This is a genomic window from Serratia sp. Ae19-1 (genome assembly GCF_059801225.1).
This window is the reverse complement of the sequence record NZ_JBCHWD010000001.1, coordinates 578,449-599,089: the sequence shown is the minus strand read 5'-3', so window position 1 is coordinate 599,089 and position 20,641 is coordinate 578,449. Positions and strand designations below refer to the sequence as shown.

At 63.8% G+C, this 20,641-nt stretch carries 23 protein-coding genes; 9 read left to right on the top strand and 14 right to left on the bottom strand.

The window, feature by feature from the left end; all coding sequences use genetic code 11:
- The first annotated feature begins 62 nt into the window (after positions 1-62).
- Positions 63-782: an SDR family oxidoreductase gene (locus AAIE04_RS02970; protein WP_498576458.1), complete on the top strand. Its 720-nt coding sequence runs from the start codon at positions 63-65 to the stop codon at positions 780-782.
- Positions 783-788: 6 nt separating this feature from the next.
- On the opposite strand, the gene AAIE04_RS02965 is transcribed toward AAIE04_RS02970, so the two are convergent.
- The 9 genes from AAIE04_RS02965 to AAIE04_RS02925 all read right to left on the bottom strand — a co-directional run bounded on the left by AAIE04_RS02965 (position 789) and on the right by AAIE04_RS02925 (position 8,540).
- A complete protein-coding gene (locus AAIE04_RS02965; RefSeq protein ID WP_232807435.1) occupies positions 789-1,571 on the bottom strand; it encodes a phosphate/phosphite/phosphonate ABC transporter substrate-binding protein in 783 nt (260 codons plus the stop codon).
- Between the two features lie 7 nt (positions 1,572-1,578).
- Complete coding sequence (locus AAIE04_RS02960) at positions 1,579-2,352, bottom strand: ABC transporter permease (protein WP_019454660.1); 774 nt, start codon at positions 2,350-2,352, stop codon at positions 1,579-1,581.
- Positions 2,349-3,284 (bottom strand): ABC transporter ATP-binding protein, encoded by a 936-nt coding sequence (locus tag AAIE04_RS02955; protein WP_498576457.1) that lies wholly within the window; start codon positions 3,282-3,284, stop codon positions 2,349-2,351. The genes AAIE04_RS02960 and AAIE04_RS02955 overlap by 4 nt, the downstream gene beginning before the upstream one ends.
- The gene (locus AAIE04_RS02950) at positions 3,281-4,441 is read right to left on the bottom strand and encodes an ABC transporter permease (protein ID WP_019454662.1); all 1,161 of its coding nucleotides are present in this window, start codon (positions 4,439-4,441) and stop codon (positions 3,281-3,283) included. Before AAIE04_RS02950 ends, AAIE04_RS02955 begins: the two co-directional genes overlap by 4 nt.
- Before the next feature lie 61 nt (positions 4,442-4,502).
- On the bottom strand, positions 4,503-5,432 hold the full coding sequence (gene osmF / locus AAIE04_RS02945) for a glycine betaine ABC transporter substrate-binding protein OsmF (protein WP_498576456.1): 930 nt from the start codon (positions 5,430-5,432) through the stop codon (positions 4,503-4,505).
- Between the two features lie 13 nt (positions 5,433-5,445).
- Positions 5,446-6,504, bottom strand: coding sequence for a fatty acid desaturase (locus AAIE04_RS02940; protein WP_498576455.1), 1,059 nt, complete (start codon positions 6,502-6,504; stop codon positions 5,446-5,448).
- Between the two features lie 89 nt (positions 6,505-6,593).
- On the bottom strand, positions 6,594-7,070 hold the full coding sequence (locus AAIE04_RS02935; RefSeq protein ID WP_198635613.1) for an OsmC family protein: 477 nt from the start codon (positions 7,068-7,070) through the stop codon (positions 6,594-6,596).
- A 140-nt stretch (positions 7,071-7,210) separates the two neighbouring features.
- Positions 7,211-7,585: a cell envelope integrity TolA family protein gene (locus AAIE04_RS02930; protein WP_025159996.1), complete on the bottom strand. Its 375-nt coding sequence runs from the start codon at positions 7,583-7,585 to the stop codon at positions 7,211-7,213.
- A gap of 43 nt (positions 7,586-7,628) precedes the next feature.
- Positions 7,629-8,540 carry a LysR substrate-binding domain-containing protein gene (locus tag AAIE04_RS02925; protein ID WP_498576454.1) on the bottom strand — a complete coding sequence of 304 codons (912 nt, stop codon included), beginning with the start codon at positions 8,538-8,540 and terminating at the stop codon, positions 7,629-7,631.
- 140 nt (positions 8,541-8,680) lie between these two features.
- Between AAIE04_RS02925 and AAIE04_RS02920 the strand changes: the two genes are divergently transcribed.
- Genes AAIE04_RS02920 through AAIE04_RS02910 form a run of 3 tightly spaced genes read left to right on the top strand, consistent with a single transcriptional unit; the run spans position 8,681 to position 11,813 of the window.
- On the top strand, positions 8,681-9,325 hold the full coding sequence (locus AAIE04_RS02920; RefSeq protein ID WP_004939390.1) for a hydrolase: 645 nt from the start codon (positions 8,681-8,683) through the stop codon (positions 9,323-9,325).
- Positions 9,326-9,374: 49 nt separating this feature from the next.
- Entirely contained in the window at positions 9,375-9,920 is a 546-nt protein-coding gene (locus tag AAIE04_RS02915) for an antibiotic biosynthesis monooxygenase (protein ID WP_019454668.1), read from the top strand.
- 21 nt (positions 9,921-9,941) lie between these two features.
- A complete protein-coding gene (locus AAIE04_RS02910) occupies positions 9,942-11,813 on the top strand; it encodes an amidohydrolase (protein WP_498576453.1) in 1,872 nt (623 codons plus the stop codon).
- Positions 11,814-11,915: 102 nt separating this feature from the next.
- On the opposite strand, the gene AAIE04_RS02905 is transcribed toward AAIE04_RS02910, so the two are convergent.
- The 3 genes from AAIE04_RS02905 to AAIE04_RS02895 form a co-directional block, all read right to left on the bottom strand.
- Positions 11,916-13,046, bottom strand: a complete 1,131-nt coding sequence (locus tag AAIE04_RS02905; RefSeq protein WP_063918996.1) for a Gfo/Idh/MocA family protein — start codon at positions 13,044-13,046, stop codon at positions 11,916-11,918.
- A 228-nt stretch (positions 13,047-13,274) separates the two neighbouring features.
- A complete protein-coding gene (locus AAIE04_RS02900) occupies positions 13,275-13,898 on the bottom strand; it encodes a glutathione S-transferase family protein (RefSeq protein WP_498576452.1) in 624 nt (207 codons plus the stop codon).
- 9 nt (positions 13,899-13,907) lie between these two features.
- On the bottom strand, positions 13,908-14,096 hold the full coding sequence (locus AAIE04_RS02895) for a DUF1127 domain-containing protein (RefSeq protein ID WP_019454672.1): 189 nt from the start codon (positions 14,094-14,096) through the stop codon (positions 13,908-13,910).
- A gap of 176 nt (positions 14,097-14,272) precedes the next feature.
- Between AAIE04_RS02895 and AAIE04_RS02890 the strand changes: the two genes are divergently transcribed.
- The 4 genes from AAIE04_RS02890 (at position 14,273) to AAIE04_RS02875 (ending at position 18,373) form a co-directional block, all read left to right on the top strand.
- On the top strand, positions 14,273-15,709 hold the full coding sequence (locus AAIE04_RS02890; RefSeq protein WP_019454673.1) for an aminotransferase-like domain-containing protein: 1,437 nt from the start codon (positions 14,273-14,275) through the stop codon (positions 15,707-15,709).
- A 78-nt stretch (positions 15,710-15,787) separates the two neighbouring features.
- The gene (locus tag AAIE04_RS02885) at positions 15,788-16,675 is read left to right on the top strand and encodes an oxidoreductase (protein WP_498576451.1); all 888 of its coding nucleotides are present in this window, start codon (positions 15,788-15,790) and stop codon (positions 16,673-16,675) included.
- 10 nt (positions 16,676-16,685) lie between these two features.
- Entirely contained in the window at positions 16,686-17,711 is a 1,026-nt protein-coding gene (locus AAIE04_RS02880) for an AraC family transcriptional regulator (RefSeq protein WP_498576450.1), read from the top strand.
- Entirely contained in the window at positions 17,708-18,373 is a 666-nt protein-coding gene (locus AAIE04_RS02875; RefSeq protein ID WP_432525436.1) for a Rossmann-fold NAD(P)-binding domain-containing protein, read from the top strand. Before AAIE04_RS02880 ends, AAIE04_RS02875 begins: the two co-directional genes overlap by 4 nt.
- 10 nt (positions 18,374-18,383) lie before the next feature.
- Here the strand turns inward: AAIE04_RS02875 and AAIE04_RS02870 are convergent, their stop codons facing one another.
- Complete coding sequence (locus AAIE04_RS02870; protein ID WP_198635619.1) at positions 18,384-18,806, bottom strand: NUDIX hydrolase; 423 nt, start codon at positions 18,804-18,806, stop codon at positions 18,384-18,386.
- A 106-nt stretch (positions 18,807-18,912) separates the two neighbouring features.
- On the opposite strand from AAIE04_RS02870, the gene sseA reads away from it, so the two are divergent.
- Entirely contained in the window at positions 18,913-19,758 is an 846-nt protein-coding gene (gene sseA / locus AAIE04_RS02865) for a 3-mercaptopyruvate sulfurtransferase (protein WP_025159998.1), read from the top strand.
- Here sseA and AAIE04_RS02860 read toward each other — a convergent pair.
- The gene (locus AAIE04_RS02860; protein ID WP_063918991.1) at positions 19,755-20,624 is read right to left on the bottom strand and encodes a LysR substrate-binding domain-containing protein; all 870 of its coding nucleotides are present in this window, start codon (positions 20,622-20,624) and stop codon (positions 19,755-19,757) included. The genes sseA and AAIE04_RS02860 overlap by 4 nt on opposite strands.
- Positions 20,625-20,641 lie beyond the last annotated feature (17 nt).

Genomic DNA, 20,641 nt, shown 5'->3' with positions numbered 1-20,641 from the left:
TTCATCATTTTCAATCAGGAAAGATAGATCACATTGAAACTTACCCTAAAAGAGGCCTTAACATGACGATTCCCGATTCCCCCCTGAAACAACAAAAGCTGGTGATCCTGGGCGGCACCAGCGGCATTGGTGCCGCGGTGGCCTACGCGGCGGCGGCGCGCGGCGCTGAAGTGGTGCTGGCTTCGCGCCGCCTTCCCCACGCCGGGGAGAAAAACGGCGCGCTGCGCCTGATGCAGGCCGATCTGTCCGATGAAGCGTCGCTGCAGGCGCTGTTTGCCGCCGTCGGTGCTTTCGACCATCTGGTGATCACCGCCGGGCCGCTGGTGCAGGCGAAACCGCTGGCGGAGACCGCCCTTGAACAGGCGCAGGCCGACTTCAACGTCAAATTCTGGGGCAGTTTACGCGCGGTGCAGGCCGCGCTGCCGACGCTGGCGCCGCAGGGCTCCATCACCCTGACCTCCGGCCAGCTGTCGCGTAAATACCTCGGCGGCCAGCTGGTCAAAACCGCCATCAACGCCGCGCTGGAAGCGGCCGGCAAGCAGCTGGCGAAGGAGCTGGCGCCGCGGCGGGTGAACGTGGTCAGCCCCGGCATCACCGCCACAGAAGCCTACGACGGCATGAGCGCCGCACAGCGTCAGGCGCTGTTCGAACGGGTTGGCGGCAGTCTGCCTGTCGGTCGCATCGGCCAGCCGGCCGACGTCGCGGCGGGTTACCTGCTGGCGATGGAGAACGGCTTCGTCACCGGCAGCGTGATCGACATCGACGGCGGCGGCCTGTTGTAACGGCGGCTAGAGCGCCGTCACGCCCTGTGCGGCTGCCTGCTGTTCCAGCACGGTGATAATCTGGTAGGCCGAACGCGGCACCAGGCTGAAATCGCCGATCAGCAGGCGGTCGCTGACCGCCTCATCCAGCATCGCTCGGGCGCCGGCGCGCAGGATGTCCAGCTGCTCCGGCGGCGTGCCCGCGGCGGTGATCAGCGGCAAACCCGGCACCGCCGCCGTGCGGCCGATGATTTTCAGCCCTTCCAACGCCTGCGGCTGTGCGCGGCGCAGCAGTTCCATGCTGATGGAATCGATGGCGGCGATATCGGCCTGCCCGCTGCGGATCAGCTTCAGCGACTGATAATGCGCGCCGGAGGCGATAGCCGCGCCGAAGAATTTCCCGTCCTGCGCCAGCGGCGCGATCAGCGCGCGCAGGCCGTTGTAACCGGACTGGGAATCGGTACTGTTATAGGCCGCCGTCCGGCCGCGAAAATCCGCCAGCCGCTCGCCGGGATCGTCGGCGCGCACCACCAGCCAACTGCGATAATTCGGCCCGTCGCACCCTTCAACCCGGTAATGGTAAGTGCCGATCAGCTGCACCTGCGGCAGGCTGCTGACCAACGGATAACCGCAGGTCTGGCTGAGCAGCAGATCCTCGCGCCGCCAGTGCTGCGCCAGATCGTCCGGCCAGCTGAGCCGCTCCGGCGCGGCCGGCAACCCCAGCCGCAGCAGTTTGTCGCGCAGGACTTGCCAGAAGGATTCGGCCTGCTCCCGGCCAACGCCGTACATCGGTAGAGACACCTGCATCATTTCCCCCTTACCCCGCCGGAGTGGTCGCCAGCGTCTGCTGACGCCAGGCGGTGAGATAACGCACCCAACGTTCAAACAGCATATCGGTGATAATAGCCAACAACGCCACTACCGCCGCGCCCTGGATCACATAGGCGGTGTTAAACCCGCTCAGGCCGATGATGATCGGCGAACCGAGCGTCTTGGTGCCGACGGTGGAAGCGATGGCCGCCGTGCCGATATTGATGATCACCGAGGTGCGGATCCCGGCGACGATCACCGGCGCCGCCAGCGGCAGTTCCACCCGCCACAGAATTTGCCAGGCGCTCATCCCTACGCCGCGGGCGATCTCGCGCGTGGCGGGCGGCACCGATTCGATGCCCGCCAGCGTGCCCTGCAGGATCGGCAGCAGGCCGTACAGCACCAGCGCGATGATCGCCGGCTGTTCGCTGAAGCCCATCACCGGCACCGCTACCGCCAGCACCGCCACCGGCGGAAAGGTCTGCCCCACCGCCACCACCGTTTCCACCAGCGAACGAAACTCCCGGCCGCTGCGCCGGGTCACGGCGACACCGGCCGCCACGCCGATCGCCACCGCGATCAGGCTGGAGATCGCCACCAGCAGCAGGTGCGCAGCCACCAGCGCGATGAAGCTGTCTTGCTGGTAAATTGGCCGATCCAGGTCGGGGAACCAGGCGGCGAACAGACCGCGTAAATGATCCATGCCAAATACCAGCGCCAACAGCAGCGCCAGCGTCCAGAGCAGCGGATCGCGCAGCAGGCGCCCGATGCGCCCGCTCATGACAGCGCCTGCCCGGCGATCAGATCGTTGAAGTGCAAGACCCCCAACGCTTCGCCCCGTTCATCCACCACCGGCAGGCAGTCGCTGCCGCGCGCCACAAAGACCGACAGCGCCTCGCGCAGGCTCAGGGTGGCGGCGATAGGCTCGCCCGCGGCGACGCCGGGCCGCACCCGCTCCGCCACCGTCCCCAGCGACAGCAGTTTGATGCCGCGATCGCTGCGCCCGAAAAAGTCACGCACGAAGTCGTTGGCCGGCGCGGTCAGCAATTCCAGCGGCGTACCCTGTTGTACCACCCGCCCCTGGTCGAGCAGCACCAGACGATCCGCCAGGCCCAGCGCTTCGTCGATGTCGTGCGTCACCAGTACGATGGTGCGGCCGGAGAGCTGATGAATGCGGGCGATCTCCGCCTGCAACGCCGCACGGGTGACCGGATCCAGCGCGCCGAACGGTTCATCCATCAGCAGCACCTCGGGATCGGCCGCCAGCGCGCGCGCCACCCCCACCCGCTGCTGCTGCCCGCCGGAAAGCTGATGCGGATAGCGGCGGCGAAACAGATCCGGCTCCAGATGCAACAGCTCCAGCAGTTCAGTAACCCGATCGCGAATGCGCGCGCGCGGCCATTTCAGCAACTGCGGCACGGTAGCGATGTTCTCCTCCACCGTCCAGTGCGGAAACAGGCCGATCGATTGGATCGCGTAACCCATGCGCCGCCGCAGATCCTGCGGTTTAAACGACTGGATCTCTTCGCCGGCAAAGAAAATCTTGCCCCGATCGTGTTCGATCAGGCGGTTGATCATTTTTAACGTGGTGGACTTGCCGGAGCCCGAGGTGCCGATCAACACGGTGAATTCGCCCTCGGCGATGTGCAACGTGAGATCGTCCACCGCCGGCTTGCCCTGAAAAATTTTGCTGACTTGCTCAAAGTGAATCATCGGCGCGATACGTCCAGGATTGAAACCCAAAATTTAAACAGCGAATCGACGATGACCGCCATCATGACCACCGGGATCACCCCCAGCAGAACCAGATCCAGCGCGCTGCTGAGCAGCCCCTGAAATACGATGGCGCCAAAACCGCCGGCACCGATCAGCGCCGCCACCACCGCCATGCCGACGGTCTGCACCGCCAGAATACGCACGCCGGTCAGGAACAGCGGCAGCGCCAACGGCAGCTGCACGCGCAGGAAGATCTGCCCGCGCGTCAACCCCATGCCGGTAGCGGACTCAATCACGCCGGCCGGCACGCTTTGCAGCCCCGCCACCACGCTGCGCACCAGCGGCAACAGCGCGTACAGCACCAGCGCCACGATCGCCGGCGCCATGCCGATACCGCTGACGCCGTGTTCCGCCAGCCAGGGCACCGCCACCGCCAGCCCCGCCAGCGGCGCGATCAGCAGGCCGAACAGCGCGATCGACGGCACGGTCTGGATAATGTTCAACACGGAGAAGATCGGCCGCTGCCAGCGCTCGGAACGAAAGCACAGCACCCCGAGCGGCACACCGATCGCCAGCGCCGGCGCCATCGTCGCCAGCAAAATGGTCAGGTGCTGCAACAGCGCGGCGTCAAACACCTCCTGCCGATTATGGTACTCCTTCAGCAGCGACAGCTGATCGAGCTGATGGCCGAACAGCAGCAGCGCCGGCGGCACCAGCACCAGCGCGTTGCCGAGCATCCGCCGCAGGTGCGATGCCGTGAGACGCGCCATGGCGTCGGCAGCGATCAGCAGGCTCAGCGCCATCGTCAACCAGCAGCCGCTGCCCCAGGAGGTGCGAGCCAGCCGCGATCCCTCCTGCGCCAGACGCCCGGCGGCCTGGCCGCTGATCCAGAACGCCAGCGTCAGTACACCACAGGCGGCCAACGCCGCCAGCAGCGCACGCCCCCGCGTCGGCGGCAGCAGGCTGAGGATCGCCAATGTCGCCAGCGGCAACAGCAGCCACAGCGCCGGGCCGTGCAGCAGGGAGTACAAGGAAAGGCTTTTACCCGACAACAGACGATTGGGGGCGTAACTGAGGAACGGCAGGCCGAAGGCGGCCAGCAGCAACAGCATGAACAGCGTCAACAAGACGCGATGTTTTACGGCGATAATCAAAGAAACTCTCCGGCTCCATCGGTTCACCCCCTCTCCCGGCGACAGAGGGGGCACCTCGGCGTTATCCCTTAACAAACCCTTTCTCTTTCAGGTAAGCGGCCGCCACCTGTTTGGCGTCCTGCCCTTCCACGGCGATCTGTGCATTGAGCTTTTGCAGCGTCGGCCCGTCCAGCGAGGCGAACACCGGTTTCAGCAACTCGGGCAGGTTGGCGTGTTCTTTCAACGCCGCCTCGCGCACGATCGGCGCCGGCGCGTAGATAGGCTGTACGCCTTTCGGGTCCGCCAGCGTCTGCAGCCCCAACGCCGCTACCGGGCCATCGGTGCCGTAGGCCATCGCCGCGTTGACGCCGGAGGTCTGCTCGGCCGCCGCCTTGATGGTTACCGCTGTGTCGCCGCCGGCCAATGACAACAGCTGATCCTGATTCAGCTTGAAGCCGTAGGCGCTTTGGAATGCCGGCAGCGCATCCGGCCGCTCGATAAACTCCGCCGAGGCCGCCAGCTTGAACTTGCCGCCGCCGTTGATCCACTTGCCGAGATCCGCCAGCGTTTTGAGATGGTTGGCGTCCGCCACGTCCTGACGAATGGCGATGGTCCAGGTGTTGTTGGCCGGCGCCGCATCGAGCCAGACGATTTTGTTTTTGTCGTAGTCGAGCTGTTTCACCTTCTCGAAACCGGCCTGGGCGTTCTTCCACGCCGGATCTTTCTCATCAGAGAAGAAAAACGCGCCGTTGCCGGTGTATTCCGGGTAGATGTCGATCTCGCCGGAGGTGATGGCGCCACGCAGCACCTTGGTGGTGCCGAGCTGCAGCTTGTTGGTGGTTTTGATGCCATTGGCTTCCAGCACCTGCACGATGATGTTGCCGAGCAGCGAACCTTCGGTATCGATCTTGGAGCCGACGCGCACCGAGTCGGCCGCCTGCACCAGACCGCTGGTGGCCAGCAGCGTCAGTGCGACGGCAAAGGAACGTCCGCGTGATAAGGTGATTGCCATACTTTTCCTCTGGTTATACGTTTTCCGGCTCATGGGCCAGTTCGGTTGGAAAATCCTGAGAAACGCGCTTCCAGCGCGCAATAAATTTTTTCTTCGGCAGGGCATCGCGTTCCTCACGCCGTTCACCGGCGCTCAGCGGATGCACGCCGACGTCGATCGGCGTCAGCGCGTAATCGCGCAGCCACTCACCATAACCCTGCGCGACGAATCCCTGGCTGCGGCGCTGATACGCCTCGCGTTCCGCCAGATAGACTTCGCGCAGGCCATACCAGGGCAGACCGGGCAGATCGTGATGCACTAAATGGTAGTTCAGATTGAGAAACAGCAGCCGCCACGGCCAGCCCGCCTCATTAATAATAGAACGTGCCTGCGGTGCGTCCACGGCGCGATGCTCAAAAAACGATCTTACCTTGGTCAGCGCCAGCGCCGGGTAGCTGATGGCCAACAGATAAAACGCCGCGCCGATGCCCTGCATCTGCAGCCAGTGCAGCAGCACCGCCAACAGCGACAGATGCGTCAGCCACATCGCCCAGGCGCGCAGATCGCCCGCCGCAAGCGTCTTCACGGCGCCGAACAGCGTGGCGACGATATCCAGCGCCGGGCCGAACAACACTCGGCCAATCAGCGTATTGCGCACGGCGGCCAGCCGCGGCAACAGGCGAGGATAGCGCCGCCACTGCGCGGCGCTGAAATAGTAGCTCTCGGGATCTTCGTGCGGGTCGGTCAGGTGATCGTTGCGGTGATGGCGCAGATGCGAATCGCGATACAGCCCATAGGGATACCACACCGCCAGCGGCAACAGGCCGAACAGCTGATTGACGCGCGGCCAGCGCGTCGGATGGCCGTGGATCAGCTCATGCTGCAACGACAGGTACCAGGTGGTCAGCAGGACAAGCGCCGGTGCGCCGAGCCACGGGCCCAACGCCTGCCAATAGTGCGCCACGCCGAACCAGCCGCCATACACTGCCGCCATCATTCCCCAGGTGGGCAGCTCCAGCCGCCAATACCAGCGCCGATGAAGCCGCCGGATGCGTTCGCGCTGTTCGGGATGCAAATAGTGGGCGTGGGACATGCTGCGGCTCGCGGTTGAGGATTTTCCCCCAGTATCCGTGAGCCGTAACGGCGTTCAAAATAACGAAAATGGCAAAGCTAAGTGAAAATTCAGCGGGTTGCGTACTCGGCCTGCGGTTCGCACGCCACCGGGAAATTCACCGAGTTGGCGATAAAGCACAGGTGATGCGCCTTCTCGTGCAGCTGTTGCGCCAGCTGCAGATCGTCGCCGTCGCGCACCGTGACCTGCGGCCGCAGCGTCACCGAGGTGAAAAAGCCGCCGCGCGCCGCATCTTCACGCATCACCCCGACGGCGTTGTCCTGATAGGCCAGCACGGAAATGCCCGAGGTAGCGCACAGATGCAGATACCATAATTTGTGACAGGCGCTGAGCGAAGCCACCAGCAAATCCTCCGGATTCCAGCGCGCCGCGTCACCGCGAAAGGCCGGATCGGCTGAACCGGCGATGTCTGCCTTGCCCGCGGCGCCGATCAGGTGATCGCGCCCATAGGCGCGGTAATCCTCGGTGCCTGCCCCCAAATTCCCCTGCCAGGTGACCGCCACCTGATAATGATGCTCGCCTTTCATGCCTTTTTCTCCCGTTGACCGGCCAATGAAAAATCGCCTTGCTGCATGTCCGGGGAACACTATTGGCGGAAAAGCGCGAAGATGCAAACGGCGAAACGAGAAAAAACGGGCCGCGCAAGCGGCCCGTCGGTCATAGGCTTTCAGGGAACAAAATCGAGCACCACGGCGTTGAACAGCGCGTATTCGGTCGCGCTGGCCATCGGCGGAAACTGCGCCTGCTGCACCGCCGCGCTGGCCGCCGCGCACAGGGGCGCATCGCCTCTTACGATCTTGCTGCTCGCCAGCTTGCCGTTCGGCAGCAGACGAATGCCGATGGTGCAACGTTGCCCGCGCGCGTGCTCCGGCAAACGCAGTTCGCGGCTCACCGCGTTATGTACCCGCACCGGATAGCTGAGCGGCGTCGTGGCCAACGCTTCAGCCTGCGGCGCCGGTAACGGTATGCCGGCCTGACGCCCGGCGCTCGTACCGCAACCGCTCAACAGCAGCAGCGCCAACAGACTTAGTCTCTTTTTCATTCCCTATGTCCTTATCGGGTTGTTGATCCTTATATGACGGCGCTTACTGCGCCGAAGGGTAGGCCTCGCCGTCATCCGCGTAGCGCTGCAGCCGTTCGCGCCACCATTTGGCCGCCAGGCCGCTGGCGCTTTCCCGCCAACCGAAATAGGCGACGTCGCTGCAGCGTTCAGACTCGACGCGTTTCGCCACCAGTTCGCCGCTGTTCAGGTAAGGTTCCGCCAAGGAACGCGGCAGATAGCCGCAGCCCAGCCCGGCCAGCTGCGCCTGCAGCTTGGCGTCGAAGCCGAACACCGTCAGCGTATCCTGCTCTTCCAGCAGGTTCAGGCTCTGCGGCGCGTTGACCCGCGAAGTGTCGCGCACCACCACCGCCCGGTGCTGACGGATTTCGTCCTTCGGCAAGGGTTCCGGCAATGCCGCCAGCGGATGCTGCGGCGCGACGGCGAACACGTAATCCAGCTGCCCCAGCCTGCTGAACGCATAGCCCACCCGCGACGGCGGCTCGCAGATGGCGCCGATGATAATGTCGGCGCAACCGTAGACCAGCGACTCCCAGGAGCCGGCCAGCACCTCGTGGCTGAAGCGCAGACGGGTATGGTGATGCTGTTGGTAGAACTCGTCGATCAGCGGCAACAGGCGGGCAAACGGGAAAGAGGCGTCAATCCCGAGCGTGATCTCGCTTTCCCAGCCGTTTTCGACATAGCGCGCCTGTTGTTCCAGATCCTGCGCCGCCCGCAGCAGCACCCGCCCCTTTTCCAGCATCAGCTTGCCGGTATCGGTGAACTTTGCCCGATGCCCGGAGCGATCGAGCAGGGTGATGTCGAGATCGTTCTCCAGCTTTTGCACCATATAGCTCAGTGCTGAAGGGGTTTTAAACAGTGCGGCGGCCGCGGCGGCGAAAGATCCGTGCCGGTCCAGCGCGTCCAAAATCAGCAGCGCTTCCAGGTTTAATCTCATGCTTTCTCCCGTGTATAAAAAAACTTAACAAGTCGGCAAAAATTCTGCGGTATCTTTGAAATCGCCCTCTGCCTACCATGGGTTTTATCGGCGTTACACTCATCAGATGTTCAACCGAAATATCACTGGGAAGGTAAATTATGTCCAAGTTTCAACTGCTTGATAAAGACAATTCCGCACTGATTTTTATCGACCATCAACCACAAATGGCCTTCGGCGTGGCTAATATTGATCGTCAGCAACTGAAAAACAACGTTGTTGGTTTGGCGAAGGCAGGCAAGATTTTCAACGTCCCCACCCTTTTCACCTCGGTCGAAACCGAAAGCTTCAGCGGCTACATCTGGCCGGAACTGCTGGCGGTACACCCTGAAATCACCCCGATTGAACGCACCTCGATGAACTCCTGGGAAGACGCGGCCTTCGTCAAAGCAGTGGAAGCCACCGGCCGCAAAAAGCTGGTGATCTCCGCGCTGTGGACCGAAGTGTGCCTGACCTTCCCGGCGCTGATGGCGTTGGAAGCCGGCTATGAAGTGTATGTGGTGACCGACACCTCCGGCGGCACGTCCGTCGATGCGCACGAACGTTCGATTGACCGCATGGTGCAGGCCGGCGCCGTGCCGGTCACCTGGCAGCAGGTGCTGCTGGAATACCAACGCGACTGGGCGCGCAAAGACACCTACGACGCGGTGATGGCGCTGGTGCGCGAACACAGCGGCGCGTACGGCATGGGCGTCGACTACGCTTACACCATGGTGCACCACGCACCGGCGCGCACGGTGAAATAATCCCCCCTTGCCCCGGCCCTGTGCCGGGGTATTTTCAGGAGTTGGTTTTATGGCCCATCCGCAGCATGTCACGCTGGTGATCACCCACCGTTTGGCGCCGGGGAACGAGCAAGCCTATGAGGCCTGGCTGAACCGCATCATGCCGGATGCCGCAAGCTTCACCGGCCATCTGGGCGTCAACGTTATCCGCCCTTCCGGCGATGAACAGGCCTATACGGTGTTGGTGCGCTTCGACAATCTCGACAACCTGTACCGCTGGATCCACTCGCCGCTGCGCAAGCAATACATCGAAGAGGTCGCCCCGCTGCTGCTGGAGAACGACCATATCGAGATCCGCCCCGGCGCGGAGTTCTGGTTTACCCCGCCCAACCCCAGCGTGCGCCAGCCGCCTCAGTGGAAGCAATTCATCATCACCCTGCTGGTGATCTTTCCATCCACCAATCTGGTGCCCTGGTTTTGGGGGCTGGTGCTGCCGCAGCTGGACGGCACGCTGCTCGGCCATTTTCTCAATGACGCCACCGTGGTCGCCCTGGTGGTGTACCTGTGGATGCCTATCGTGACTCGCGTTTTTCATCAATGGCTGACCCGCCGCTAGGCGGTTCGCCGGGAGAATGTTATGAACCACCACGCTTCATTGATCATCACCAACGGCAAGTTTCACACCGTCGATCGCCAAAATCCAACCGCACAGGCGGTCGCCATCCGCGACGGCAAGTTTCTGGCGGTCGGCAGCGAAGGCGAAGTCATGCAACACGCCGGGCCGGAAACCCAGGTGATCGACCTGCACGGCCACACCGCCATTCCAGGCCTGAACGACTCGCACCTGCACCTGATCCGCGGCGGCCTGAACTACAACCTTGAGCTGCGCTGGGAAGGCGTGCCTTCGCTGGCCGACGCCCTGCGCATGTTGAAAGAGCAGGCGCTGCGCACGCCAAGCCCGCAGTGGGTGCGGGTGGTCGGCGGCTGGACCGAATTCCAGTTCGCCGAACGCCGCATGCCGACGCTGGACGAGATCAACCAGGCGGCGCCGGACACGCCGGTGTTCATTCTGCACCTCTACGATCGCGCGCTGCTCAACCGCGCGGCGCTGAAGGTGGTCGGCTACACCAAAGACACGCCGAACCCGCCGGGCGGCGAGATCCAACGCGACGCCAACGGCAACCCGACCGGCATGCTGATCGCCAAACCCAACGCCATGATCCTGTACGCTACGCTGGCAAAAGGGCCGAAGCTGCCGCTGGAGCAGCAGGTCAACTCCACCCGCCAGTTTATGCGCGAGCTGAACCGTCTCGGCCTCACCAGCGCCATCGACGCCGGCGGCGGCTTCCAGAACTACCCGGAGGACTATCAGGTGATCGCCGAGCTGCACGAGAAAAAGCAGCTGACCATCCGCATCGCCTATAACCTGTTCACCCAGCGGCCGAAGCAGGAGCTGGAAGACTTCGAGCTGTGGACCGATATGCTCAAGCCGGGTCAGGGCACCGACTTTTACCGCCATAACGGCGCCGGCGAGATGCTGGTGTTTTCCGCCGCCGACTTCGAAGACTTCCTGCAGCCGCGCCCGGATCTGCCGCCGGGCACCGAAGACGAGCTGGAGCGGGTGGTGCGCCATCTGGTCGAGCACCGCTGGCCGTTCCGCCTGCACGCCACCTATGACGAATCCATCAGCCGCATGCTGGACGTGTTCGAGAAGGTGAACCGCGACATTCCGTTCAACGGACTGCACTGGCTGTTCGATCACGCCGAGACCATTACCGAACGCAACATCGAGCGGGTCAAGGCGCTGGGCGGCGGCATTGCGGTGCAGCACCGCATGGCGTTCCAGGGTGAGTATTTCGCCGACCGCTACAGCATCGAAGCCACCAAACATACGCCGCCGGTGGCGAAAATGCTGGCGGCCGAGCTGCCGGTCGGGCTGGGCACCGACGCCACCCGCGTCGCCAGCTACAACCCGTGGACGGCGCTGTACTGGCTGGTTTCCGGCCGCACCGTCGGCGGCATGGCGATGTACGACGACAGCGCCCGGCTGGATCGCGAAACGGCACTGATGCTGTGGACGCAGGGCAGCGCCTGGTTCTCCACCGAACAGGGCAAGAAAGGCCAGATCAAGGTCGGTCAGTTGGCGGATTTGGCGGTGCTGTCGCAGGACTACTTCAGCGTGCCGGAAGAGCAGATCAAAGGCATCGAATCGGTCATGACGGTGGTGGATGGCAAAGTGGTCTACGCCGCCGGCAGCTTCTCGCCGCTGGCGCCGCCACCGCTGCCGGTGTTGCCGGACTGGTCGCCGGTCACCCAGGTGCCGGGCCATTACCGCTCCGCGCCGCCGTCGGCGGCGGCCCGCGTCGGGGTATTGAGCCAGGCGCATCAATGCTGCGGCCCGTGCGGCGTGCACGCACACCAGCATGACATCGCTCGCCGCTCCAGCATCCCGGTGTCGGATGAGAATGCCTTCTGGGGCGCGTTCGGCTGTTCGTGTTTCTCGTTCTAAGTCATCAAGCCAATAACTTATTATAAAATTAACTTAATAAGGCATTAAGCTAACAACATAATAAATTAATGGCGCTGTCCACGGGAGAGCGCCATTTCATTTTCAATCGCGGTTGATCTCCAGCCAGCGCCGCTGTTCGGCGGAGGCAGCTATCGCATCCAGCACGCAGGACACCTTCCACCCCTCTTCAAAGTCGGGCCACATGCGGTCGCCTGCGGCGATGCCGTTGACCAGATCGCGGATCTCCACCGTCTTCTGATCGTTAAAACCGATGCCGTGCCCGGCGCTGATGCAAAACGCCGCGTAGTCCGGGTGCTTTGGCCCCACCAGCAGCGTCTTGAACCCCTGCCGCTCCGCCGGTTCATCGTGCCGATACAGCTTCAGCTCCGCCATCCGCTCCTGGGTATAGCTCAGCGTGCCTTTGGTGCCGGTGACCACATAGGTCAACCCCATCTTGCGCCCGCAGGCGATGCGCGAAGTTTCGATAGTGCCCATCGCGCCGCCGGCGAAACGCAGCAGCGCACTGGCCTGGTCTTCGTTTTCCACCGGGTGCAGGCGCGTCGGGTCTTGCGGATCCGGGCGCTGTTTGATCACGGTCTGCATATCGCCGGAAACCGCCACGATATCGCCCACCAGGTAGTGCGCCATATTGACGATGTGCGCCGCCAGATCCCCGAGCGCACCCAGCCCGGCGCTGGCGCGGCGGCAGTGCCAGTCGATCGGCGTGCGTGGGTCGGCCAGGTAATCCTCATTGTGGGTGCCGTAAAAATGCACCACCTCACCGATTTCGCCGTTGGCGATAATTTCGCGCGCCAGTTGGCTGGTGGGGTTTTTCATGTAGTTAAAACCGACCAGCGTTTTCACGCCCTTGGCGCGCGCGGCCTGCACCATCTCCGCCGCGTCGGCGGCGTCCAGCGCCAGCGGCTTTTCCGAATACACGTGCTTGCCGTGACGTATCGCCTCCAGCGCCATCTCTTTGTGCAAGAAATTGGGCGCGCAGATGTCCACCACGTCGATCGCCGGATCGGCCACCAGCTGCCGCCAGTCGCCGGTCGAGCGCGCAAAACCGAATTCGGCGGCGCGCTGCGCCGCCAGCTCGGGCGTCACCTCCGCCAGCATCTCCAGCACCAGTTCCCCCTTGAGGGGGAATACCGTGGCGGCCTGCGCATAGGCGATAGCGTGACAACGCCCGATATAGCCGGTGCCGATTAACCCAACGCGTACCTGTTTCATCATTCTCTCCCGTGACAGAAATCCTGCGTAGAACCAGGCGCCGCTCAATGAAATGCGCCGGTTGATAACGGGTTTATATGGAATATAAATTTCAATAACAAGCACACGGGAAAATAAAGTTCATATTCGTGATGACGTTCATGAAACCTTGACGGGATGATGCAACGGAGAAAGTCCGGACACGGCAGGTCGTATCCGGACGAGATAAAATGAACCATTTATTTCATATCACGGTAAACCGTTGGCGCCGTGCCGCACGTAGCCGGGACGTTGCAGCAGGCGCTGCTGATAGTCCGCCAGCGCCGCATAATGCGGCCGCTCGAACGGCGTCATCAACCAACGGTTCAGCGACAACCCCAGCACCACGTCCGCCAACGTAAAAACGGCGCCGGCGGCGTAAGGGCCGCACTGCGCCAGATGTGCGTCCAACAAGCCCATCAGCCGGTTCCATTCGCACTCGGCGGCGGCCAGGCTGGCGGCATCCTGATAATCCGCATGCCCGCGCACCCGCGACATGAACACATAGCGCCAGGCACCGTTCAGATCGGTGGCCTGCCAATCCATCCACATCTCTACCGCCGCCCGCACACCGGGTGCCTGCGGCAGCAGATCTTGCCGTCCTTCCCGCCCCGCCAGATAGCGGCAAATGGTGTTCGACTCCCACAGCACTCGGGCGCCGTCGATCAGCACCGGCACCAGGCCGTTGGGATTGAGCGCCAAAAACTCGGGTTCCTGCGTGGAGCGAAAGCCGCTGCCCCACTCCTCCCGTTCCAGCGGCAGCGCCAGCTCATGGCAGGTCCACAACACCTTGCGCACGTTGATCGATGAAGCCTTACCCAATAATTTCAGCATCCGCTTTCCTCACCCTCTCCAGAAAGGCTTGTCCCCTTCGCGGCGCGCATCCGCTCGCGTCAGGCCGATATCCGCCAGTTGCCTGTCGTTCAGCAGCAGCAACTCTCTTCGCGTCCGCTGGCGCAGTTGATACAAACGCCAGCGGGATAGCCATGTTCGCCGCGGCATGGCGGCTTTTACGATAGACAAGACGGTCATCACGTTCTCCTGGGCAACTGACTCTGCCGTCATGATGCTGTGCGAGCAAAAAACAATACAGATTCACGTCAGCGTTATTTTTTTCATACAGCCATACCCAAAAACAGGCTGAATGCTTTACTTTGAAAGCATCTGTACCGGTTTTTACGGCATTCAACTCAACGAGAGGCATCTGTATGACACGCTATGCCGCCCTGGCCGCCATTCTTAGCCAGCGCATCCAGCAAGGACTGTATCCGGCCGGCGACCGCCTGCCTTCGGTGCGCACGCTGAGCCAGGAGCACGGCGTCAGCATCAGTACGGTGCAACAAGCCTATCGGCTGCTGGAGGAACAGCGCCTGGTGGAAGCGCGGCCGAAGTCGGGTTACTTCGTGCACGCGCGCCGCGCGCAGGCCGAGCTGCCTGCCATGACGGCGCCGGTGCAGCGGCCGGTGGATATTTCACAATGGGAACAGGTGCTGGAACTGGTGCGCAGCCGGCCGCGCGAAGGCCTGATTCAGCTAGGCCGCGGCATGCCGGATATCGCCGAACCGACGATGAAACCGCTGATCGTCGCCCTGCGCAACGCCGCCCGCCACGGCGATTTGCGCAGCCTGTATTACGACAGCATTCAGGGCGTGGCCGCGCTGCGCGAACAGGTCGCTCGCCTGCTGCTGGATTCGGGCTGCCAAATCGGCCCCGATCAGCTGCTGATCACCACCGGCTGCCAGGAAGCGATCTCCGCCGGGCTGCGCGCCGTTTGCCAACCCGGCGACATCGTGGCGGTCGACTCGCCCTGTTTCCACGGCACCATGCAGACACTCAAAGGCCTGGGCATCAAGGCGCTGGAAATCCCCACCGATCCGCTCAGCGGCGTCAGCCTGGCAGCGCTGGAAATGGCGCTGGAGCAGTGGCCGGTCAAGGCTATCCTGCTGACGCCCAACTGCAACAACCCGCTGGGCTACATCATGCCCGACGCCCACAAACAGCGGTTGCTGACGCTGGCGCAGCGCCACGACGCGGCGATCATCGAGGATGACGTTTACGGCGACATCGCCTATCACTACCCACGGCCGCGCACCATCAAGTCGTTCGACGAAGATGGCCGCGTGCTGCTGTGCAGCTCGTTTTCCAAAACGCTGGCGCCGGGGCTGCGCGTGGGCTGGATCGCGCCCGGCCGCTACCTGGAGCGGGTGCTGCATATGAAATTCATCGGCTCCGGCGCCACCGCCACCCAGCCGCAGCTGGCGATCGCCGAGTTTATTCGCGGCGGGCACTATCTGCAGCACCTGCGGCGCATGCGCGCCCGTTACCGGCAGAACCGCGATCGGATGACCGATCTGATCCTGAAATACTTCCCGGCAGGCACCCGCGTCAGCCGCCCGCGCGGCGGCTTTATGCTGTGGATCGAGCTGGATGAGGCGTTCGACACCCTGCGCCTCAACCGTCATCTCGAGCAGCAGGGCGTGCAGATCGCCGTCGGCAGCATCTTTTCCGCCGCCGGCAAATACCGCAACTGCCTGCGCATCAACTATGCGCCGGCGCTGACGCCGGAGATAGAGCAAGCGGTGCAGAAGGTCGGCGCCACCATCCAGGCGCTGATGCCGGCCGACAGTTTGGCGCAATCGGATTAAATCTTGACGCGATCGGATTATCGCTGCGCGGCCCGGCGCTCTAAAGTGGCATCACACCCACTCGCAATCAGGAAGGTCATGATGTCTCAGTCACAGGTATGGTTAATCACCGGCAGCTCCCGCGGCTTGGGCCAACAGCTGGCGCAGGCGGTGCTGGCCGCCGGACACCGTCTGGTCGCCACCGCCCGTCAGGCGCAACAGCTGCAGCCGCTGGTGGAACGCTACGGCGATCGGGTCGCCACGGTCGCGCTCGACGTCACCGACGCCAGCGCCGCCGAACGCGCGGTGCGCACGGCGATCGAACGCTTCGGCCGGCTGGACGTGCTGGTCAACAACGCCGGCTACGGCAATATCGCGCCGATAGAAGAAGCCGATGAGGCGGACTTCCGCGCGCAGCTCGAGACCAACTTTTTCGGCGTGTTCAACGTCACCCGCGCGGCGTTGCCGATATTGCGCCGGCAGGGCAGCGGCCATATCATCCAGATCGCCACCATCGGCGCTCGCCTCGGCATTGCCGGTCTCAGCGCCTACCATACCGCCAAGTGGGCGGTCGAAGGTTTCTCCGAATCGCTGGCCAAAGAGATCGCGCCGTTCGGCGTTAAGGTGACGATGGTCGAGCCCGGAGGCTTCCGCACCGATTGGGCCGGTTCTTCAATGACCATTGCGCCGATCGGCGAAGCCTATCAGCCGACGCTGGGTCCGATGCTGGCCTTCCTGCAGCAGCATAACGGCAGCCAAACCGGCGATCCGGCCAAGGCGGCGCAGGCGATCCTGCAGTTGGCGGCGCTGGAAGCCCCTCCGCTGCGCCTGCTGCTCGGCAGCGACGCGGTGCATATGGCAGCGCAGATCCTGGCCGAACGTCAGGCGGAAGACACGGCATTCCGCGCTCTCAGCCTGAGCACCGACCACGACGACAGCTCGCCGGATCACGCCGCGATGGCGGCGGTGGTGACGGGAAAACCCTAAGGAGCCCGCATTGAGCAGCGATCAAATTCCGGTCTCCAGCGCACTGGCGGTACGCCTGGCGGCGCTGGGCGTCGATATCGAGCAGCTCGGCCGATTGGCCGGGTTGCCCGCCGGGCTGTTCGGCGAACGGCGCGACAAGGTGAAACTCACCACGCAGCAATTTTTCTCCGTCTGGCGCACCCTGCCGCAGCTGAGCGACGACCCGGGTTTCGGTCTGCGCCTCGGCGGCGATGTGGCGCCGGAACACTATGACATCGCTTCGGTCGCCGCGCTGCATTCCGCGACGCTGGGCGAAGCGCTGCAAAAGATCGCGCGCTACAAACGGCTGGTCTGCCCGGAGGAGCTGATGCTGGTGGAAGACGGCGACAGCATGCGCCTGCACACTCGCTGGACCATGAGCGAAGGCCATGCGCCGGCGATGCTGATCGACGCCATGTTCGCCGCCATCACCACCCTGTGTCGACGCGGCACCGGCTTGCCCCTGCAGCCGCTGGCGATCGAATTGACCCGGCGAGCGGATGCCGCCTCCCCGCTGGCGCGCTATTTCGGTTGCCCGGTGGCATTCAACGCCCCGCTGGACGTGCTGGTGTTCGATCGCGCGTTGATGCGTCAACCCTTCGTCACCTATAACCAGGACATGCTGGCGGTGCTGCTGCCGGGGCTGGAGGCGGAGCTGGCCCGCTCTTTGGCGGAACACGATCTGCCGACGCAGGTGATGGCGATCCTCGGGCGCAGCATGCGCGGCCAACGCCCCAGCGTCAACAGCGTGGCCGCTGAGCTCTATCTCAGCCCGCGCACGCTGCAGCGCCGCCTGCAACAGCACGGCTACAGCTACCAGCAGCTGTTGGACAAAACCCGCCACCGCACCGCCTGTCGGCTGTTGGCGGACACCGATCTCGAGCCGGGAGAAATCGCCTTTGTACTGGGATTTGAAGAACTGAATTCGTTCAGCCGCGCGTTCATGCAGTGGGAGGCGCTGACGCCCAGCCGCTGGCGCACGCAGCGCGCCGCCGGCCAACGGGAGAACAGAACATGAAAGTGATTATTTTTGGCGCCAGCGGCATGGTGGGCCAGGGCGCACTGCGGGAATGCCTGCGCGATCCGCAGGTCAGCGAAGTACTCAGCATCGGCCGAAGCCCGTTGGCCCAGAGCCACGCCAAACTGCGTCAGCTCACCCTGCCCGACCTGCGCAACCTGTCTTCGCTGGAGCCGCAGCTCGCCGGCTACGACGCCTGTTTCTTCTGCCTGGGAACGTCGTCCGCCGGCCTGAGCGAGGCCGAGTATCGCGCGGTGACTTACGATCTGACGCTGGCCGCCGCCCGCCCGTTGGCGATGCTGAACCCGACGATGGTCTTTATTTACGTCTCCGGCCTCGGCACCGACAGCAGCGAACGCGGCCGCAGCATGTGGGCCAGGGTCAAGGGCGCTACCGAAAACGCCTTGCTGACGCTGCCGTTCCACGCGGTGATGTTCCGCCCTGGCGCCATTGTGCCGCTGCACGGCATTCGCTCCAAAACCCGCCTCTACGATCTGGCCTATCGGCTGTTCAAACCGCTGTGGCTTAGCGCTTTGCGGCTGCTTCCCGCTCAGGTGACCACCACCGAGCGGGTTGGGCTGGCGATGCTGGCGGTGGCGCGCCGGGAAACCGACTTACGCATCCTGGAGCCGGCGCAGATCAACCGAGTGGCGGCGTCCTGAAACAACGGGGTTAACCGCCCTGCCGCCAATACTCCGCCACCCGGCGGCGCAGATGTTCGATACCCTGCGGATGGTGAATAAACTGCTCCACCGGCATCATCCGCCAACGCTGCCCCTCGTCGCCAAAGCGAATCGCGGCGATCTGCGCCGGAGTGATCATCCCGGCCATAAACCAGGTCGGCGAACCGCCGGGCGAAATGCCGTCGTAGCGCCGCCGCCAGACGATCTGCCGTTCGGCGATCGATACGCCGAACTCTTCCCGCGTCTCCCGCTGCACGCACTGCAGCGGCGTTTCGCCGTTTTCCCGCCCGCCGCCGGGCAGATCCCACAGGCCGGGCCACGGAATGCCCGGCTTATCGTCCCGTTGGTAAACCAGCAGGAAACCGTCGCACAGCAGCGCGATCTTGGCTCCGCCAAACGCCCGTTCCGTCATATTTTCTCCTCACCCCGTCCATCCCCTGTCACTGAACATCATACTTCATCCCCGCGCGGCCTGGTGTATAGTGAAAACCCGTTTTCACAACAGGCGAACAATGACGATGAACTCTCCGTTTCTGGTGACTCCCCAATGGCTTGCGCAACATATCAACGATGAAAATCTGGTCGTTCTCGACGTGCGAATGTCGCCGGTCGGGCTGACGCCGAAAAAAGACATGCTTGCCGAGTTCGAACGCGGCCATATCCCCGGCGCGGTCTACTTCGACATCGACGAGGTGGCGGACAAGAACACCACGCTGCCGCACATGTTGCCAACGGCGGCGGAATTCGGCGCAGCGGCGGGCAAGCTGGGCATCAGCGAGCGCGACACCCTGGTGATTTACGACGAAGGCAACCAGTTCTCCGCGCCGCGCGGCTGGTGGACTTTCCGCAATTTCGGCGCCCAGCGCGTTTACGTGCTGGACGAAGGGCTGAACGGCTGGACCGCGCTGGGGCAAGCGCTGGAAACCGGCCCGGTGCAGCCTGAGCCGCAGACCTTCAACGCCCGCTTCAACGCCGAAGCGGTAGTGGATATGCGGCAAGTGGAGCAGGCGTTAGGCACGCCGGTGCAAATTCTCGACGCGCGCGCCGCGCCGCGCTTTTATGCCGAAGCGCCAGAGCCGCGCCCCGGCCTGCATCGCGGCCACATTCCCGGCAGCATCAATATTCCGTACGGCGAGCTGCTGGAGAACGGCCGTTTCAAATCGCTGGCAGCGCTGCGCCAAACCTTCAGCGACAAGGGCGTGGACATCAACGGCCCGATCATCACCAGCTGCGGCTCCGGCGTAACGGCGGCGGTGCTGGCGTTCGGCCTGCTGTCGCTCGGCGCTCCGCAGGTCAAACTGTATGACGGCGCCTGGAGCGAATGGGGCCAACTGAGCGGCAAGCAGCCGATCGCCAAAGATTAAGATTCGATCCGCTCGACCACGATCTGCGCCAGCCGCTGCACGGCGGCAGAAGGCTGATCCTCGGCGCGGTGCAGCACCACGCCGAGCTGGCCCAGAGCGGGCAGCAAATCGGGCGCCAGCGGCGTCAGGCCGGGCGGCAAACCGGCAGCCGCCCGCACCGTGACGCCCAACCCGGCGTTCACCGCCGCCCACACGCCATTCAGGCTGCGGCTGGTAAAGGCGATGCGCCAGGGGATGCCGGCGCGATCCAGCGCCTGCGTCGCCGCGCTGCGCATCAGGCAGGGCGCGTCGAACATCACCAGCGGCAGCGGCTCATCCCCTTCTCGCCAGGGCGCCAGCGCGAAGCCGGGCGAGGCGATCCAGTGCAGTTGCCGCTGCCCCAGCGCCTGATGAAACGGCGTGCTCAAACCGCCATCCCACGCCAGCGACAGATCCAGTTGGCCTTTCAGCACCCAGTCGATCAACTCGGCATTGCGGGCGATGCGCGCCTCGATACGCACCTTCGGATTGGCGCGCGCGAAGCTGCCCAACACCTGCGGCAGAAACGTCTCGCCGAAATCTTCCTGCAGCCCCAGCCGCACCGTGCCCTGCAGATCCAATCCTCGCACCGCGGCGGCGGCCTCATCATTGAGCTCCAGCAGACGGCGCGCGTAACCGAGCAGGGTCTCCCCCGCCTCAGTCATCACCATGCCGCGTCCGGCCTTGCGCAGGATCGGCGCGCCGACCTGCTGCTCCAGCTTTTTCAGGTGGGCGCTGACCGCCGACGTCGAACGCCCCAGCCGTTCCGCCGCCTTGGCGAAGCTGCCCAGCTCGACGCCGGTGACGAAGCTGCGTAAATCCTCGAGATCGAAGGTAATTCGTCCCATGCTGACCGTCCTGATTT

Coding starts and splice junctions, on each gene's coding strand:
- AAIE04_RS02860 (WP_063918991.1), bottom strand. CDS start 20,624: ATGGGACGAATTACCTTCGATCTCGAGGATTTACGCAGCTTCGTCACC.
- sseA (WP_025159998.1), top strand. CDS start 18,913: ATGAACTCTCCGTTTCTGGTGACTCCCCAATGGCTTGCGCAACATATC.
- AAIE04_RS02900 (WP_498576452.1), bottom strand. CDS start 13,898: ATGCTGAAATTATTGGGTAAGGCTTCATCGATCAACGTGCGCAAGGTG.
- AAIE04_RS02935 (WP_198635613.1), bottom strand. CDS start 7,070: ATGAAAGGCGAGCATCATTATCAGGTGGCGGTCACCTGGCAGGGGAAT.
- AAIE04_RS02890 (WP_019454673.1), top strand. CDS start 14,273: ATGACACGCTATGCCGCCCTGGCCGCCATTCTTAGCCAGCGCATCCAG.
- AAIE04_RS02870 (WP_198635619.1), bottom strand. CDS start 18,806: ATGACGGAACGGGCGTTTGGCGGAGCCAAGATCGCGCTGCTGTGCGAC.
- AAIE04_RS02930 (WP_025159996.1), bottom strand. CDS start 7,585: ATGAAAAAGAGACTAAGTCTGTTGGCGCTGCTGCTGTTGAGCGGTTGC.
- AAIE04_RS02925 (WP_498576454.1), bottom strand. CDS start 8,540: ATGAGATTAAACCTGGAAGCGCTGCTGATTTTGGACGCGCTGGACCGG.
- AAIE04_RS02905 (WP_063918996.1), bottom strand. CDS start 13,046: ATGAAACAGGTACGCGTTGGGTTAATCGGCACCGGCTATATCGGGCGT.
- AAIE04_RS02915 (WP_019454668.1), top strand. CDS start 9,375: ATGGCCCATCCGCAGCATGTCACGCTGGTGATCACCCACCGTTTGGCG.
- AAIE04_RS02960 (WP_019454660.1), bottom strand. CDS start 2,352: ATGAGCGGGCGCATCGGGCGCCTGCTGCGCGATCCGCTGCTCTGGACG.
- AAIE04_RS02885 (WP_498576451.1), top strand. CDS start 15,788: ATGATGTCTCAGTCACAGGTATGGTTAATCACCGGCAGCTCCCGCGGC.
- AAIE04_RS02970 (WP_498576458.1), top strand. CDS start 63: ATGACGATTCCCGATTCCCCCCTGAAACAACAAAAGCTGGTGATCCTG.
- AAIE04_RS02910 (WP_498576453.1), top strand. CDS start 9,942: ATGAACCACCACGCTTCATTGATCATCACCAACGGCAAGTTTCACACC.
- AAIE04_RS02965 (WP_232807435.1), bottom strand. CDS start 1,571: ATGATGCAGGTGTCTCTACCGATGTACGGCGTTGGCCGGGAGCAGGCC.
- AAIE04_RS02955 (WP_498576457.1), bottom strand. CDS start 3,284: ATGATTCACTTTGAGCAAGTCAGCAAAATTTTTCAGGGCAAGCCGGCG.
- AAIE04_RS02895 (WP_019454672.1), bottom strand. CDS start 14,096: ATGACCGTCTTGTCTATCGTAAAAGCCGCCATGCCGCGGCGAACATGG.
- AAIE04_RS02940 (WP_498576455.1), bottom strand. CDS start 6,504: ATGTCCCACGCCCACTATTTGCATCCCGAACAGCGCGAACGCATCCGG.
- AAIE04_RS02875 (WP_432525436.1), top strand. CDS start 17,708: ATGAAAGTGATTATTTTTGGCGCCAGCGGCATGGTGGGCCAGGGCGCA.
- osmF (WP_498576456.1), bottom strand. CDS start 5,432: ATGGCAATCACCTTATCACGCGGACGTTCCTTTGCCGTCGCACTGACG.
- AAIE04_RS02920 (WP_004939390.1), top strand. CDS start 8,681: ATGTCCAAGTTTCAACTGCTTGATAAAGACAATTCCGCACTGATTTTT.